The organism is Paenibacillus sp. E194, assembly GCF_000935845.1.
GTDB classification, from domain to species: Bacteria; Bacillota; Bacilli; order Paenibacillales; family Paenibacillaceae; genus Paenibacillus_B; species Paenibacillus_B alvei_B.
This window is the reverse complement of record NZ_JMDX01000016.1, coordinates 1-16,619: the sequence shown is the minus strand read 5'-3', so window position 1 is coordinate 16,619 and position 16,619 is coordinate 1. Positions and strand designations below refer to the sequence as shown.

General features: G+C 48.7%; 4 protein-coding genes and 1 pseudogene. All 5 read left to right on the top strand.

What is annotated here, in order from left to right; translation table 11 throughout:
- Window positions 1-24: 24 nt before the first annotated feature.
- Window positions 25-1,293, top strand: a pseudogene (locus AZ66_RS33705) (condensation domain-containing protein); the annotation flags it as partial.
- The gene (locus AZ66_RS03845; RefSeq protein ID WP_231586720.1) at window positions 1,285-9,507 is read left to right on the top strand and encodes a non-ribosomal peptide synthetase; all 8,223 of its coding nucleotides are present in this window, start codon (window positions 1,285-1,287) and stop codon (window positions 9,505-9,507) included. The pseudogene AZ66_RS33705 and the gene AZ66_RS03845, both read left to right, overlap by 9 nt.
- Window positions 9,508-9,518: 11 nt before the next feature.
- A complete protein-coding gene (locus AZ66_RS03840; RefSeq protein ID WP_231586719.1) occupies window positions 9,519-12,296 on the top strand; it encodes a type I polyketide synthase in 2,778 nt (925 codons plus the stop codon).
- Window positions 12,265-12,486, top strand: a complete 222-nt coding sequence (locus AZ66_RS29610; protein WP_052648372.1) for a hypothetical protein — start codon at window positions 12,265-12,267, stop codon at window positions 12,484-12,486. Before AZ66_RS03840 ends, AZ66_RS29610 begins: the two co-directional genes overlap by 32 nt.
- A partial coding sequence (locus tag AZ66_RS03835) for a non-ribosomal peptide synthetase (RefSeq protein ID WP_231586718.1) occupies window positions 12,456-16,619 on the top strand: 4,164 nt, incomplete at its 3' end. The genes AZ66_RS29610 and AZ66_RS03835, both read left to right, overlap by 31 nt.

Below are 16,619 nucleotides of genomic sequence, written 5' to 3'. Positions count from 1 at the left end.
ATTAGGAGGACTGAAGGCACCCCAATGGATAAAAAACTATTTCCTTTAACCCAGGCGCAACGAAGGATATGGTACACGGAGCTTTTATTTCCGGATACAACATTGAGCATGATGGCCGGAACGATGGTAATGAGGGGATCTATTGATGCATCTCTTCTCATACAGGCTGTTCAAAAGCTCGTCAAAGATCACGATGCATTTCGGATTCGCATAACTGAACAGCACAATCAACCCGTGCAATGGTTTGAAGATGAGTCCAATATTCATCCCGCAATCGATTATTTGGAAATGCCGAGCCGCGCGGAAGCCGAGAAATGGATGCAACATTTCTGCAGCTCCCCGATCAACATGTTCGAAATCAACAAGTATAAGATTGCCATCATGAAAATCAATGATGAAGAGTATTGGTTTAACTTGAAAATCAACCATATCATTGCGGACGGCGTGTCCATGTATCAAGCATGCAAGTACATCATGAATAATTATATGGCATTAAAAAGTGGAGTAAATCCGCTCCCTGTTCCAAAAGGCACATATATGGAGTACATACATGCCGACCACGATTATATGAAGTCGGAACGTTATCAAAAAGATAAATCTTACTGGATGAAAAAGTTCGAAACATTGCCGGAAGTCACTGGAGTGAAACACAATTCCCCTGATAAACCACTAACAGACGCGAAAAGAATCAGCATTTCCCTCAACGATGAACAATACCGTCGATTACGAGCATTTAGCGAAGCAAGCAATATTAGTGTCTTTGTTTTTTTTCTAACCGCCATGTATCTGCTGCTATACAAACATACGGGAAATGTCGATGTTCCCGTCGGTACCGTGTTTGCCAACCGCACAAGCAGGAACGAGAAAGAAGCTATAGGAATCGTTTGTAAGCACGGTTGCCACCCGATTGTCGCTTGACCCCGATCAAACACTGGAGTCCTTGCTCCATCTGTTTTCAAAGAGCAGCAAGCCTATTTCCGTCATCAAAAATACCCATACAACCACCTTGTTCAAGATTTGCGGGATCGGGATGCGAAAAGAGATATGGAAGACCTGTTTCGCGTATCCTTGAACTACTCGCCAATTAAGTGGACACAGTATGGCGATATCACTGTTCAGCTGAACGCTAGATTTTGCGGCCATGAGACGAATGACTTTTTTGTACATATCGATGATTTCTTAGATTTGCAACAGATGAGCCTGCATGCAGACTATCGGATTGAATTATTTAAAGAACATGAAATTAAGAGAATTATGGAGCAGTTGCTTATCATTGCAGATCAGATGCTTATAAACCCCCAACAGACTGTGCGCGAGTTGTGGATAGTCGGGGAAAGGGAGCTAAGCAGATTGTTGACGGAGTTTAATCCTCATTTGCTGCCGCATTGCCCGGAGCGCTTCTTGCATCAAACTTTTGAAGAGCAAGCCAAGCAGAAGCCCGACCATGAGGCCATCATCTGCATAGACAAAAGGCTTACATACAAGGAGTTGAACCAGAAGGGAAATCAGTTGGCAAGAACACTGCAAGCCCACGGTATAGGCAGAGAATCGATTGTCGGAATATTGGCCGATCGTTCCGTCGATATACTCATTGGCGTTTTGGCGGTATGGAAAGCGGGAGGAGCGTACGTTCCGATCGATGCCGATTATCCTGAAGAACGCATTCAATTCATGCTTGGTGATAGCGGAGCGAAATTATTGCTGACGCAATCGCATTTCCTGCAGCGTTCTCCAGCCCTTGTGGAAATGTCGTCCCTGCCAACCGTACTCTGTATGGATGATGAAACGATTTATGAGGGGGACAATGCGAACTTGCCTAATATGAACGAGCCTTCTGATCTGGCTTACGTGATTTACACGTCAGGCACGACCGGACGCCCGAAAGGCGTCATGATCGAGCATTCGGCCCTTTCGAATACGGCCGAGGCCTATCGACGAGAATACGGTCTTGAGCAATTCCCTGTAAAGCTCCTGCAGCTTGCGAGCTTCTCTTTTGACGTGTTCGTCGGAGATATAGCAAGAACACTTTATAATGGCGGGACGATGATCATTTGCCCGGCAGAAGACCGAGTCGATCCGTCTCGCCTACACGGCTGGATTCAGAAATTTGAAATTACGATATTCGAATCGACGCCCGCGCTCATTGTCCCGTTCATGAATTACGCATACGAGCACGATTTGAATATGAGCTCGATGCGCCTGTTGATCGTCAGCTCCGATAGCTGCAGTGTTAATGACTATCGGACATTGCAGGAGCGCTACGGCTCCCAGTTCCGGATTATTAACAGCTATGGGGTGACGGAGGCAGCTATCGATTCAAGTTACTATGACGAGCCGCTGCATCTGCTGCCAAAGACGGGAAGCGTACCGATCGGCAAAGCTTGGATGAATGCGCGATTCTATATTGTAGATCAGCAGCTTAATCCCGTTCCGATTGGAATGCCGGGTGAACTGTGCATCGGCGGCCCGGGAGTAGCCAGAGGATATTTGAACCTCCCGGATGCTAGTGATGAGAAATTCGTACCAAGTCCGTTCGTTCCCGGTGAACGACTGTATCGCACGGGCGATCTAGCGAAGTGGATGATTGACGGCAATGTTGATCTCATTGGACGCATCGATTTTCAAGTTAAAATACGTGGCTTCCGCATCGAACTCGGAGAGATCGAGGCAGCTATGCTTGCATTTCCGGGAGTTCGGCAAGCAGTCGTAATCGACCGGTTGGACAGTAGCGGAGAAAACTATCTCATTGCTTATGTAGCTGCCGATTCATTGGATATGAATGAACTTCGGTGTTTCATAAAGAAAACATTGCCGATCTATATGATTCCTGCGCGTTTCATGCGTCTTGACCGTCTGCCTTTGACATTCAACGGCAAAATAAATCGAAATGCCCTTCCGATGCCGAAAGCTGTCGCGCCTGTCGAAGAGGATTACGAAGTGGCGGATACTCCATTGGAAATCGGACTTGCAAACCTATGGAAAGAAGTGTTGGGAGTTGAACAGATCGGCGTAAAGCAGAATTTCTTTGATATTGGGGGACATTCTTTGCGCGCAACAATGCTGATCAGCAAGATTAATAAAGAATTGCAGGTCAATCTCCCGCTGCGTGACGTGTTCCGGTTCCCTACAATTAAAGCGTTGGCACAGGCGATAAGTGAATTGGAGCAGCGGACGCACAAGCCTATTCCCGTAACGGAAAAAAGAGAATATTACGCGATTTCATCTGCCCAGAAAAGGCTTTATACCCTTCATCAACTTGAGGGAGCAGATCAAAGCTACAACATGTCCGGCAGGATGTTGATTTTGGGATCATTCTGTCGAAAGCAATTTGAGAAGGCGTTTCGAGATCTGATTGCACGACATGAAACGCTGCGAACCGGATTCGAGATAGTTGATGGCGAACCAGTGCAGTGCGTGCATGATGAGATCCACTTCGAGATCAAATATATGCAAGCTAGGGAGGAAGAAGCGGCGGAAATTGAAAATGCCTTTGTCCGGGCGTTTGAATTAAGTAAACCTCCGCTAATGCGAGTAGGCTTGGTTGAATTGAAGAACGATCGGCATCTGTTTCTTTTCGATATGCACCACATTATTTCCGATGGCGTCTCGACCTCGATTCTGATCGATGAGTTTTCCCGCTTGTACGGCGGAGAAGAACTGAGGCCTTTACGCATTCAGTTCAAGGACTACACAGCATGGCAAATGTCCGAAGCACAGCAGGAAGATGCGAGACTTCAGGAGGCATACTGGTTAAACGTGTTGGATAGACAATTGCCAGTATTGGAAATGCCGACTGACTATGTAAGACCCGCTGTACGAAGTTTCGAGGGAGATACGCATCAATTCTATTTGGATGCTGAAACGAGCAGGGCACTCATGCGATTGTCATCCGAAACCGGAACGACGCTGTTCATGATATTGTTCGCTGTCTATGTGATCATGCTTCATAAATATACGAAGCAAGAAGACATTGTGGTCGGTACCCCGATTGCCGGCAGGACGCACGAAGATTTACAACCGCTCATCGGAATGTTTGTCAATACACTTGCCATTCACAGTCATCCGAGCGGGGACAAAATATTCCTAGCTTACTTGGACGAAATAAAGGAAACGACATTGGGAGCCTTGGAAAATCAAAGCTATCCTTTTGCGGAACTCGTAGAAAAGGTTCTTGTGTCGCCGGATCAGAGCCGTAATCCAATATTCGACACAATGTTCGTATTGCAAAACACGGAAGAAGCAGAAATGAATATTCTTGGGTTGCGCATGAAGCCGCAGCCAAGTTTGCGACCGGTGTCAAAATTCGACTTGACCTTCCAGGCTGCGGAGGAAGAAGGTCGGCTTGCGTGCAGCATTGAATATGCGACAGCTTTATACAAGCATGAGACCGTGAAGCGCATGGCAGGACACTACAAGCAGCTTGTCAGCCAGGTAATCAGTAATCCGAAGGCAGATTTGGCCTCGCTACAGATGATAACTCCCGAAGAATCTACGTTAATTTTGAGCAACTTCAATGGTGCAGTGATGGAATACGCCAGGGAGAGGACGATTCATCAGCTGTTCGAGGAACAAGCAGAACGAACACCGAATTCTGTGGCAGTCGAATTCGAAGGCATGCGGCTCACCTACCGGGAACTGAACGAAAAAGCCAATAGCCTGGCGCGAACGCTGCAATCGGCTGGTGTCGTGCCGGATGTACGAGTAGGGATCATGGTCGAACGCTCGATCGAAATGATTGTAAGCATCCTGGCCATTCTGAAGGCAGGAGGCGCTTACCTCCCGGTCGATCCGGATTACCCGCAGGAGCGAGTTCACTTCATGCTGGAGGATTCGGGAGCTCAAATCATAGTGGGACATCGCCGATTGCTTGATTCAATCCAGGGTCAGTGCAAAATCGTGGCGTTGGACGATCCGCATGTATATAGCAAAGACATGACGAATTTAGAACCGGTTTCCGCTCCATGTCATTTGGCATATGTGATCTATACGTCAGGAACGACGGGAAAACCGAAAGGCACTTTAACAACCAATCGCAATGTTATTCATTTCGTGCACGCATCAAAATCTATCGAAATTACCGAAGAGGATCGTATATTGCAGCTTTCCAGCTTTTCATTTGACGGATCGATATTCGATATTTTCGGAACGTTATTGAACGGAGCCAGATTGATTCTTATCCCGCAAGAGACGGTATTGAATGTCGAAAAACTTGCAGAAGTGATTGAGCGCCAGCAGATCACGAAAATGCTAATTACAACTGCGCTATTTCATCTTCTGGTCGACACAAATCTGGAATGCCTGCGCCGAGTGAAATCCATCCTAGTCGGCGGCGAGCGCGCTTCTGTCAGTCATGTACGAAAAGCGCTGAACCGTCTCGGTCCCGGAATTATTAAAAATATATACGGTCCGACGGAAGCTACCGTATTTGCAACGTACCATGATATCCATGAAGTGGATGACAATGCTCTAAGCGTTCCAATCGGAAAACCGATCAGCAATACGTCCATTTATATCGTCAATGAGCGCAACGAATTACAGCCAATCGGCATGACGGGGGAAATATGTATTGCCGGAGACGGTGTAGCACGTGGTTACTTGAATCGTCCTGACTTAACGAACGAAAAGTTCGTGGATCATCCATTTTCGAACGGATATCGGATGTATCGAACAGGGGATCTGGGAAAATGGCTGCCTGACGGGACGATAGAGTATATCGGACGAATGGACGACCAGGTCAAAATTCGTGGCTTCCGCATCGAACTAGCAGAAGTTGAAGCTCAGTTATTAACAATCGAGTCGGTAAGAGAGGCGCTGGTCATTGCACAATCCGATAAAAGCGGTACGCAACAGCTTTGCGCCTATGTAGTGGCGGACAGGGAATTAACGGGTAAAGAGCTGAGAAGCGCATTGTCGGATAAGCTGCCGGCATACATGATTCCGTCTTATTTCTCGCAGGTTGCGAAAATGCCGCTGACGGCAAACGGAAAGGTAGACCGGAGAGCACTGGCTGATTTGGCAGTAAGCTTGCGGTATGGCGAGGAACATGTAGCGCCGCGGACTGAAACGGAAATACAGCTTGCGCGTATCTGGCGAGATGTGCTCAGGTTGCCTGTCAATAGCATCGGCGTAAAGGATAACTTTTTCGAAATTGGAGGCCATTCCCTGCGGGCAAGTACCTTAGTTAGCAAATTGCACAAAGAGATGCGCGTCCAACTGCCGCTGCGAGACGTGTTTCAGTACCCGACAATCGAACAAATGGCAGAAACGATCAAGCATCGGAAGCATGCCGATTACGATACGATCCCGAAGATCGGGAAGAGAAATTATTATTCTGTTTCTTCAGCACAGAAGCGTTTGTACGTTCTCCAGCAGTTGGAGGGCGGAGAGTTGAATTATAATATGCCGACCGCATTGGAGGTTATTGGGTTTATTGACGGAGAGCGTCTGGAAGCAGCGTTGCAGGCCCTCATCACGAGACATGAGCCGCTTCGCACCTCTTTCCATATCGTGGATGGCAAGCCCGTTCAACGAATTCATGCGAACACAGAGTTTGAGCTTGATTGTAAGGAACTGTTTGGAGAAAGCACAGAGGGAATCATCCGTTCCTTTATCCGCCCATTTGATTTAGGACAGGCTCCACTGCTGCGCGCAGCTCTTGTAAAGCTTGAGCCAGAACGTCATCTCCTTCTACTGGACATGCATCATATCATATCCGACGGCACTTCTGTCGGAGTGATAACCGAAGAACTAACCCAATTGTACGCGGGCAACACGCTGATGCCGCTGCAGTTGCAATATAAAGAATTTGCGGCATGGCAGCAGTCTAGTTTGCGCACAGAGACCCTTAAGCAGCTGGAACAATTTTGGATGCAGCAGTTCAGCGAGGAAATACCGATGTTGAACTTGCCGACTGATTTCCCTCGCCCGGCATTACGCAGCTATTCGGGAGGATGCGTAAACTTTTCGCTGGATGAAGAAATGACAAGGAATGTGAAGCGGCTGGCAAGACAAACAAATACGACAATCTATATGGTATTAGTGTCGGTGTATGGATTACTGTTGTCAAAATTGAGCAATCAGGAAGAAGTTATCGTCGGAACGCCAGTAGCGGGTCGAAGCCAAGCAGATACGGCAAGGATGGTAGGCATGTTCGTGAATACGGTGGCGCTGCGCATGTCTCCAAGCGCCAATCAATCGATCGCTGGCTATTTGCAGGTTGTCAAGCAGTCCGTACTTGGTGCGTTGGAACATCAAGATTATCCCTTTGAGGAACTTGTACAGCGAGTTGCTCCGCCTCGAGAGTTGAGCCGTAATCCGATATTCGACGCCATGTTCATCTTGCAGAACATGGAGACTGCGGAGCTTGCTTTGGGTGGAACCAGCCTTCGACAGCACCATTTTGATTACACGGCCGCTAAGTTTGATGTGACTTTGTCGATAACCGAAGCCGATAACGTTTTACATGGAAATATGGAATATGCGTCGGCGCTGTTCACTAAGGATACTGCTGAGCGTTGGACAAGCTGCTACATGGAGCTGCTGCGGCAGGCCACTTCCAATCCTGACATGGAAGTAAGAAGCATGGGCCTGATGAACAGTGAAGAGAAAAAACGACTTCGTACTAGGTTCTCTGGAAAGCAGATAGCCATTCAGGAGGAACAGACCATCCATGGTCTTTTCGAACGGCAAGCAGCAAGAACACCTGATCAAATCGCGCTTATATGCAATGGAGAGCAGATGAGCTATGAGGCTCTGAACCGAAAAGCCGCACAGCTGGCACATGCAATTCGCTCACAAGGCGTTTCACGTAATGAAGTTGTTGCTGTGCTTGCCGATCGCTCGGTATCGCTAGTGGCAACTTTGTTGGCTGTCGGCAAAGCTGGAGCCGCATATCTTCCACTTGACCCGCTCCTGCCAGAGGAACGGATTGCGAGCATCATACAAGATAGCGGATGTCGGGTAGTCGTAACGGAATCTGCATATGTGGCGAAGATTCCTGACGAACAACTAACCGTATTACTGAATCAGCTGCCTATGTCATACGAAGAAAACTCACTCGCAATCTCATGTTCAACCGTTAGCCCGTCAGATCTCGCATATGTCATTTATACGTCAGGTTCTACGGGCAAGCCCAAAGGGGTCATGATCGAGCATCGATCCGTTCATAATTTGCTCGTCGGCATCGTTCAAGAAATACCGATCGATAACGTAAGCAATGTACTGTCTTTGACGACCGTATCTTTTGATATTTTCGTACTCGAAACGCTGCTGCCGCTCATGTTAGGTTGTACGGTGGTTATGGCAACGCACGAGGAACAAATGGAGCTTGAGCGACTGGCCCATCTATGCCAATATCATCAGATCGAGCTGCTTCAAACGACGCCGGCGAGGCTGAGGATGCTGCTTGACAATCCCCGCATGGCTGAAGCGCTGGGTTCGCTGCGCTATATGCTGATTGGGGGAGAGGCGCTGACAGAAACGCTTCTGCATCGTGTCCATACGATGACGAACGCCCGCTTGTTCAATATGTACGGTCCAACAGAAACAACCGTCTGGTCGACTGTTAAGGAAGTCACTCATGATACGCGCATAACGATAGGTCGGCCGATTGCCAATACAAGGATTTATATTGTGAACGAACACGGCCTGATTCAGCCCGTCGGCGTCCAAGGCGAACTGTGCATTGCAGGTAAGGGCTTGGCACGGGGTTATATGAACAATGAGAAGCTTACGGCAGAACGATTCGTACAGGAGCTGAATGGAGATCACGATGATGGATCCGGAAAAATGTACCGTACCGGAGACCGTGCCCGTTACCTCAGCGATGGAACCATCGAATATTTGGGCCGCCTGGACGATCAAGTGAAAATTCGTGGGAATAGGGTCGAACCTGGCGAGATTGCTGCCGCATTGTCCAACCACCCATCAATCCATGCAGCGGTAGTCGTAGACGGGGAAGGCGTGGACAGCAGCACATATTTGATTGCTTATTATGAATCGGCAGAACCAGAACCGGTTCTTGTATCTGATCTCCGTGAATATTTAGGATGTCGTCTTCCTGCCTATATGATCCCGTCTTTTTTTGTGCAGTTAGACAGCATTCCTATGAACTCAAATGGCAAAGTCAATAAGCATGCACTGCCTCTTCCGAATACAACGATCTCTCCTGTATCCCGAGATGCCCTGCCGCGTAATGAAGGAGAACGAATTCTTGCTGACATATGGAAGGAAGTGTTAGATGTGCGGGAAGTCGGAAGAAATGATAATTTCTTCGAGCTGGGAGGACATTCACTGCATGCTGCGCTTTTAGTTGAAAGAATCCGCAGAGAACGAAACAGCCAGATAAAACTGACCGATTTTTTCATGCATCCCACGATTGCATCATTGGCAAGCCGCCTGTTCGAGCCGTCCGTTTGCAAAGAGCGGATTGCTGATGTCGTAGAAAGGGTGGAATCGCGCAAATCATTGATGAAAAAGCAAAGACTCAGAGAAAAAGCAAGAACATAAAATAAACAGGGGTGAACCAATTGTTACGAGATGAAACATTGTGGGAGCAAGGGATCGCTGTCATCGGCATGTCCGGAAGATTTCCCGGAGCTAAGGATGTAGAGGCATATTGGAAGCTGTTAAGCCAGGGCGATCAAGGAGTCCGCTTCTATACAGATGAGGAGCTGCTGCAAGCGGGGGTTCGGGAAGAGGTTCTGCATGATCCCCAATATATTAAAGCAAAAGGGGTGTTGGATGACCCGGTCATGTTTGATGCCGCTTTTTTCGGAATGAATCCCCGTGAAGCGGAATGGACCGACCCCCAGCAGAGACTGTTTCTAGAATGTGCGTATGAGGCACTGGAGAATGCAGGCTGGATCGCCGATGGCTATCCAGGACGGATTGGGGTCTATGGCGGCTGCTCGCTAAGCACTTACTTGTTGAACCATGTTATCGCTTACGGGCTCGATCAAGGATTGGGAGATCTCACTTCCATTATATCAAGCAATGATAAGGATTTCTTGACGAGTCGCGTATCATACAAGCTTGATCTAAAAGGTCCTGCAGTGACGGTTCAAACAGCGTGCTCCACTTCTCTGGTCGCTGTACATATGGCGTGTCAGTCTCTTATGAGCGGGGAATGCGACATTGCGTTGGCAGGCGGAAGCACCGTTACGTTCCCCAACCATTCCGGATACAAGTACCAGGACGGCCTGATTTTGTCTCCTGACGGATTCTGCCGCGCTTTCGATAGTGAGGCTGAGGGAAGCGTACCTGGCAATGGTGTTGGAATCGTTGTGCTGAAGCGTCTGGAAAAGGCCGCGGCAGACGGGGACTTCATCTATGCAGTAATTCGCGGTACCGCGATTAACAACGACGGCGCACTTAAGGCAGGTTTCACTGCCCCTAGCCCAGAAGGTCAGGCTGACGTAGTTGCAGAAGCCTTGGCGATCGCCGATGTCCATCCTGAGACAATATCTTACGTCGAAGCCCATGGCACGGCTACTATAGTAGGAGATCCAATCGAAATCGAAGGATTAACGATGGCTTATCGGCAGTGGACGGATGTAATCGGGTACTGCGCAATCGGTTCCGTCAAAACGAATATCGGACATCTTGACTGTGCCGCAGGAGTGGCAGGATTCATCAAGACGGTACTCGCCCTTCATCATCGCCAAATTCCGCCTTCCCTTCATTTTAAGACACCGAATCCGCAAATCGATTTTTCGGAAAGCCCGTTCTATGTCAATACGGCACTTATGGATTGGGAAGATGCGGAGTATCCAAGGCGTGCGGGAGTAAGCTCTTTCGGCATCGGGTCGACGAACGCTCATGTCGTGCTGGAGGAAGCACCCCTAACAGAAAGCGATGCATGCTTGCGACCTTGGCACAGCTTGCTTCTATCTGCTAAATCGGAGATGGCACTTGCCGCAGCTTGCGAAAGGATGGCTGGATATTTGACTAGCAACCCTTTTACCCCATTCGAAGAAATTGCTTATACAATGCAAGTTGGCAGAAAAGCATACCCGTTCCGCAAAGCCATCGTTTGTCGAAATGCCGCCGATGCTCAGCTCATGCTGGCCCTTAAACCGGATTCGGCAAAGGTTCGCAGCACAGATGAACATCCAATGACTGCATGGATACTGCTCCCTTGGCTGGAGGAGGGGATTTCCGGCTTACTAGAGTTGTATAGAACTGAACCGCTCTTCTGCCGCGAATTAAACGAAGCTATTGCAAAAGCCGAATCTGTTAGCGGACTGGAGTTGAAGGCTTGCTTGAACGATACCCACGCCAACCAGCAGCATAATCCACCGCAATTGAATTCGCGCATGAAAATACTGATCTCAGTAGCGGCTTCTTACAGCCTTGCTTCGGTATTGAATCACATGGGGCACAAACCCGATCGAATCGGTGGTAAAGATGAAGGGGAGTATGCGGCAGCCTGCATAGCTGGATGTTGTTCATTAGAAGAAGCTTTCAAGTTGGCGCTTGCCCGACAAGACTTTATAGAAAATGGGGACACAGAGAAGTTCGCCAATATAGTCAATGGCATTCGCTTTGCTGCCCCCCGCATTCCTACTTTTATTCCGGAAATGAATATGGCATCATACAGCGAATCGGATTTGACGGCCAAAATCAGAGAACGGTCGCTAAGTTCTGATCTTCTAGAAGCTCTCAAGGATGGGCGATGGAGAGCGATAGCGATCGGATCACCACTGCACACCTATACAAATGGGCGTGAAAATTCCTTGAGCTGCTATGACTGTCATTCTTGGACGGACACATTGGCAGCCATTTGGGAAGCAGGCAGCGAAATGAATTGGCAAGCGCGGTATGCACTGGAGAAGAGAAGAAGAATGCCTCTGCCAACTTATCCATTTGAGAGACGGCGCTATGAAATTCCGAATTCAAGAGGCTTTGACGCTTCCTATTCTTCCTTCCCTAACACGAAAAGCAATGAAAGCCCCGCAGAAACGGAAAACTCGGCTCCTCTAGAATACGAGAGCCCGCGTCAGTACGTTGAGCAGAAGCTTATTGTATTTTTCGAAGAAGTTCTCGGCGTGCCGCAGTTGGACATTCATGCTCCATTCTATGAGCTTGGGGCTGACTCTTTGAATAAAATGCAGGTTATATCACGAATTCGTGAGATGTACCCGATTTCTCTGAATGTGCAGGAGTTGTATGCGGCTGAAACCATTTCTGAGCTGGCAGACATTATCGAATTAGCCTATATCGAACTGCTGGAAAAAGAAGAAGAGGAAGGAGAGGAGAAAGACCATGATCAAGCGGCAATCGTTAGCAGAACGTAGATCGCAGTTGTCGGACAAGCAGCGGGCGATGCTAGAAAAAATGCTTCAGGGGGACGTCAAAGCTGCTCCTTCCTCTGACAGGCATGAGATTCCGGTTCGGCAAAAAAAGAAAAGCATCGGCTTTCGTACGCCCAACAGCGGCTATGGTTATTTTCCACCATGGAGCCGGAATCAACGGCGTATAATTTAGTTTACGGCATAAGGTTGAGGGGATATTTGCAGGTCGAAGCATTCAAGAAAGGCCTACAGGAACTCGTAAACCGGCACGAGGTACTGCGCACCGTATTCCACGAGGAAGACGGGAGTCCTTATCAACTCGTGCTGGATGACATGGATATGCCGCTGGAACGTAAAGACTTGAGGAATGTGCAGCCAAGCGAACAGGAAGCAGCGGTAATACAGCATATGTCCTTGATTAACAGGCCATTTGATCTCACGCATGGCCCGCTGCTTAGGGCGATTCTTCTATGCCTTGCTGAAAGGGAACATGTGCTGCTGATTTCCTTTCATCATATCATTACCGATGGTTGGTCCCACCATGTATTTGGCAAAGAGCTGCTGGAGTATTATCTATCCTTCGTTAGCGGAGAGACGGAGCGCGTGCCCGCCCTTCGCGTACAGTATGCAGACTTTGCAGAGTGGCAGCGAGAACGGTTCTGCGAGAACGCACTTCAAGAACAATTATCGTACTGGAAAGAAAAATTGGCTGGCGCGCCTGAACTGCTTCAGCTTCCGACAGATCACCCGCGCCCTGCTCGGCAGCAATATACGGGAAAGAAGCTTAGCTTCGATCTCCCGCAGCAGTTATCGACAAGGCTTTTCCAACTCGCTGCCGAAGAGAAGGCCACTTCCTTTATGCTGTTGATGGCAGCATTTCAGACGCTTCTGCATCGCTACACCGATGAGGAAGATATTTGTGTCGGAACCGCGATATCAGGCAGAAACCACAAAGATGTGGAATCTATGGTCGGTTTTTTTGTCAATACGCTCGTCATTCGTTCCGAGATCACTTCAAATTTGCCGTTCCGCGAGCTTCTTCGCCAGATTCGTGAGCATTCGTTGGAAGCCTATGCACATCAAGACGTTCCGTTCGAGCTTGTAGTAGAGAAAGTGGCTGGGACGCGAAGCCTTGGTTATTCGCCATTGTTCCAGGCCATGTTCACGCTTCAAAATACGCCTGTTATCGAGGTTGAGATACCTGACCTGACATTCGAGCCTTTACATGTAAATACGGAGACGACTCTCTTCGATCTGACTCTTGAAGTGATTGAGAGGGGCGGGAGCTGGAAAGGAACTTTTACATACAACCAAAGTCTATTTGAAGAAGCAACAGTGAAGAAAATGATAAGACACTTTCTGATGCTGCTTTCCAGTATTGCTGACAATCCGGATACGCCTGTCGGATCTTTGCCGATATTGCTGGAAGAAGAGCATAATTTGCTTCTAAATGTATGGAACAGAACCGAGCAGGAATTCCCACCTTGGGAAACCCTTCATCAGATGGTGCATGCACAAGCTGAGGCAGAACCAGATCGGATTGCCGTTCAGTACGGCGACGAAATTTTAACCTATAAAGAGCTCACGGTTCGCTCCGAACGTCTGGCCCATTTCCTGCGCAAGCAGGGCATCGGGTCAGGGAAGATTGCTGCAATATGCCTCAACCGCTCGCCTGAACTGGTCATTGCCCAATTGGCCGCGCTTAAAGCGGGCGGGGCGTACTTGCCCATCGATCCTGAGATACCGGTGGAACGAATCGCTCATATCCTTGCAGATTCCAAGGCGTCCATTTTACTGACGAATCGTTCTCTGCATGAGCATATCGCATCGCGCTGCGGAAGTGAAATCGACATGGAACATGAAGAGATCATTCTTGCATCGCGGAAGGCTTATGAAGAGACGAGCCCACCGATTGACAAAGTCATTGACAGTGACGCAGCTTATGTCATTTATACCTCTGGCTCGACGGGCAATCCTAAAGGAGCGATAATCCCGCATGCATCGATTGTCAACTTCATGCATTGTTATAAAGACGTTACGGCATTAACGTCCGCTGACCGTGTTTGTTTTGCCGTCGGCGTTGGCTTCGATATGTCCGTTGCGGAAATTTGGGGGTCACTGATCTGCGGAGCATCCTTATGGATTCCGCCGCAAGAAATAAGACTCCAGCCCGAGTTGCTGCGAGACTGGATGGTGGACAATGAGATCACGTTTGCCTTTCTTCCAACACCGATAGTTGAGCTATTAGTCAATATTCCTTGGCCCGAGCATACCTCTTTGCGCCGCTTATTAACGGGGGGAGACAAATGGAGCGCAACGCTTCCGATCGGACTTCGGTTTGATGTATACGAAGCATATGGTCCCACGGAGTGCACGGTATTCAGCACTTATCGCATCATTGAACCGGGACATGCGCATAGCCCCGCCCATATCGGTAGGCCTCTCGCAAATACAAAAATATATATCGTGGATAAAATGCTGCAGCCTACCCCGATAGGTATTCCCGGGGAACTGTGCATCGGCGGAATTGCGGTCGGCAGCGGTTATTTGCGAATACCGTCGATGACCAACGAGAAGTTCATACCGGATCCGTTTTCGTTACGAGAGGGAGCGCGGTTATACCGCAGCGGAGACCGGGCCCGCTATTTGCCGGATGGACGTATCCAATTTCTTGGGAGATTGGACGATCAGGTGAAAGTCCGGGGCTTCCGTATCGAGCTTGGTGAAATTGAAGCGGTGCTTGCCGCACAACCTTCCATAAAAGAAGCGGTCGTGATCCTGAGGGAGGATATCCCTGGCGATAAACGAATTACGGCTTACCTGACAGGAAATACAAAAATTGCGCCGGACGTAGAAGTCCTTCGTCGCGCTCTTAAAGAGCGTTTGCCCGATTATATGATTCCAACGGCATTTGTTGCGCTTGAACGACTTCCACTCAATAATAATGGCAAAATCAACCGGAAGGCGCTGCCGAAGCCGAATGAGGAGAGCATGTCCAAGGATCCGTCCGACGAACCACGCAATGATATCGAAAAGCTGTTGTGCGGTATAATGTCTAATCTGCTTGGACTTAGCAGGGTCGGAATACATCAGAACTATTTCGAGATCGGCGGAGATTCGATCAAAACGATGATGTTGATATCCCGTGCAAGACAAGCGGGTGTATCGATATCCCACGAGCAGATTTTCCAATATCAGACTGTCGCTGAATTAAGCGGGGTTATTGCCGAGAGCGACGGGGAAACGGATGCTGCGCACAACGAAAAAGCAGCGAGTGAGAATGAGGCCGATGCGGGCTTTTCATTAGTAGGATTGAACCGAAGCGATGTTGCCGCTATTGCCTCCTTGGATCCTGAAGAGATCGAGGACGTATATCCGGTTACACCGCTACAAGATTACATGCTTGATACCTTGTTGAAGAATCCCGAACCGGCTCAGTTTTTTGTAAATATGGTCATGCGCTTTACAGATAAGCTGGAGCCTGAACTCATGACACAGGCCTGGAATCGAGTGGCAAATCATTATGCATTGACGAGAACTTCCATCTTCCATGAAGGATTCGACCAACCGATACAGGTCATGCGGCGGAATGTTCGTATACCGGTTCACTACGCGGATTGGCGCGAATGGGATGCTGACCGTCAGTATCATGAACTGATGCGCTATCAGGATGTTCAACTGTGTGCAAGCAATATTGCTTATATCAAACGGCCGACTACTTATGAAGTCATGTTTGCTCGGATAGGCGATCGCGAGCATTTCCTGGTTATGAGCTGTTCTTATTTGCTGATGGACGGGTGGAGTCATTTTATTGTCTTGGCCGAAGTGCTCAAATGCTATTACAGTCTGGTGGAGAACAGGTCTTATCAGCTGCCGCCGGTACGCAATTATCGGAATTACATAGCATGGCTACAGCAGCAGGATATAGAACAATCTAAGCGATATTGGATTGCGGAACTTGCTGGTTTCCGCCATGCGACCCCGCTTATCGAATATGCGCCGCATAACCGGGGGGGTTCAGGAACTGGCGGCTTCGCGAAACAATACGTCGAATTCGAGGTCTCTGCTCCGCACATAGTGAAAGAGCTAATCCGTCAAAGTGGTGTAACAATGAGCGTACTGTTTCAATTGTCTTGGGCGATGCTCTTGGCTCGGTATACAGGTCAGCGCGATGTATTGTTCGGCGTCATGTCGACTGGCAGACACCCGGAATTCGAAGGGATAGAGGAGATAGTTGGTTCTGCAATCAACACGCTCCCCATGAGGATACGTCTGCTTGAAGCGAAAATGTATTGCAGATCCTCAAGCAAATTCAAGCGAAGCAGC

Coding starts and splice junctions, on each gene's coding strand:
- AZ66_RS03845 (WP_231586720.1), top strand. CDS start 1,285: ATGCTTATAAACCCCCAACAGACTGTGCGCGAGTTGTGGATAGTCGGG.
- AZ66_RS29610 (WP_052648372.1), top strand. CDS start 12,265: ATGATCAAGCGGCAATCGTTAGCAGAACGTAGATCGCAGTTGTCGGAC.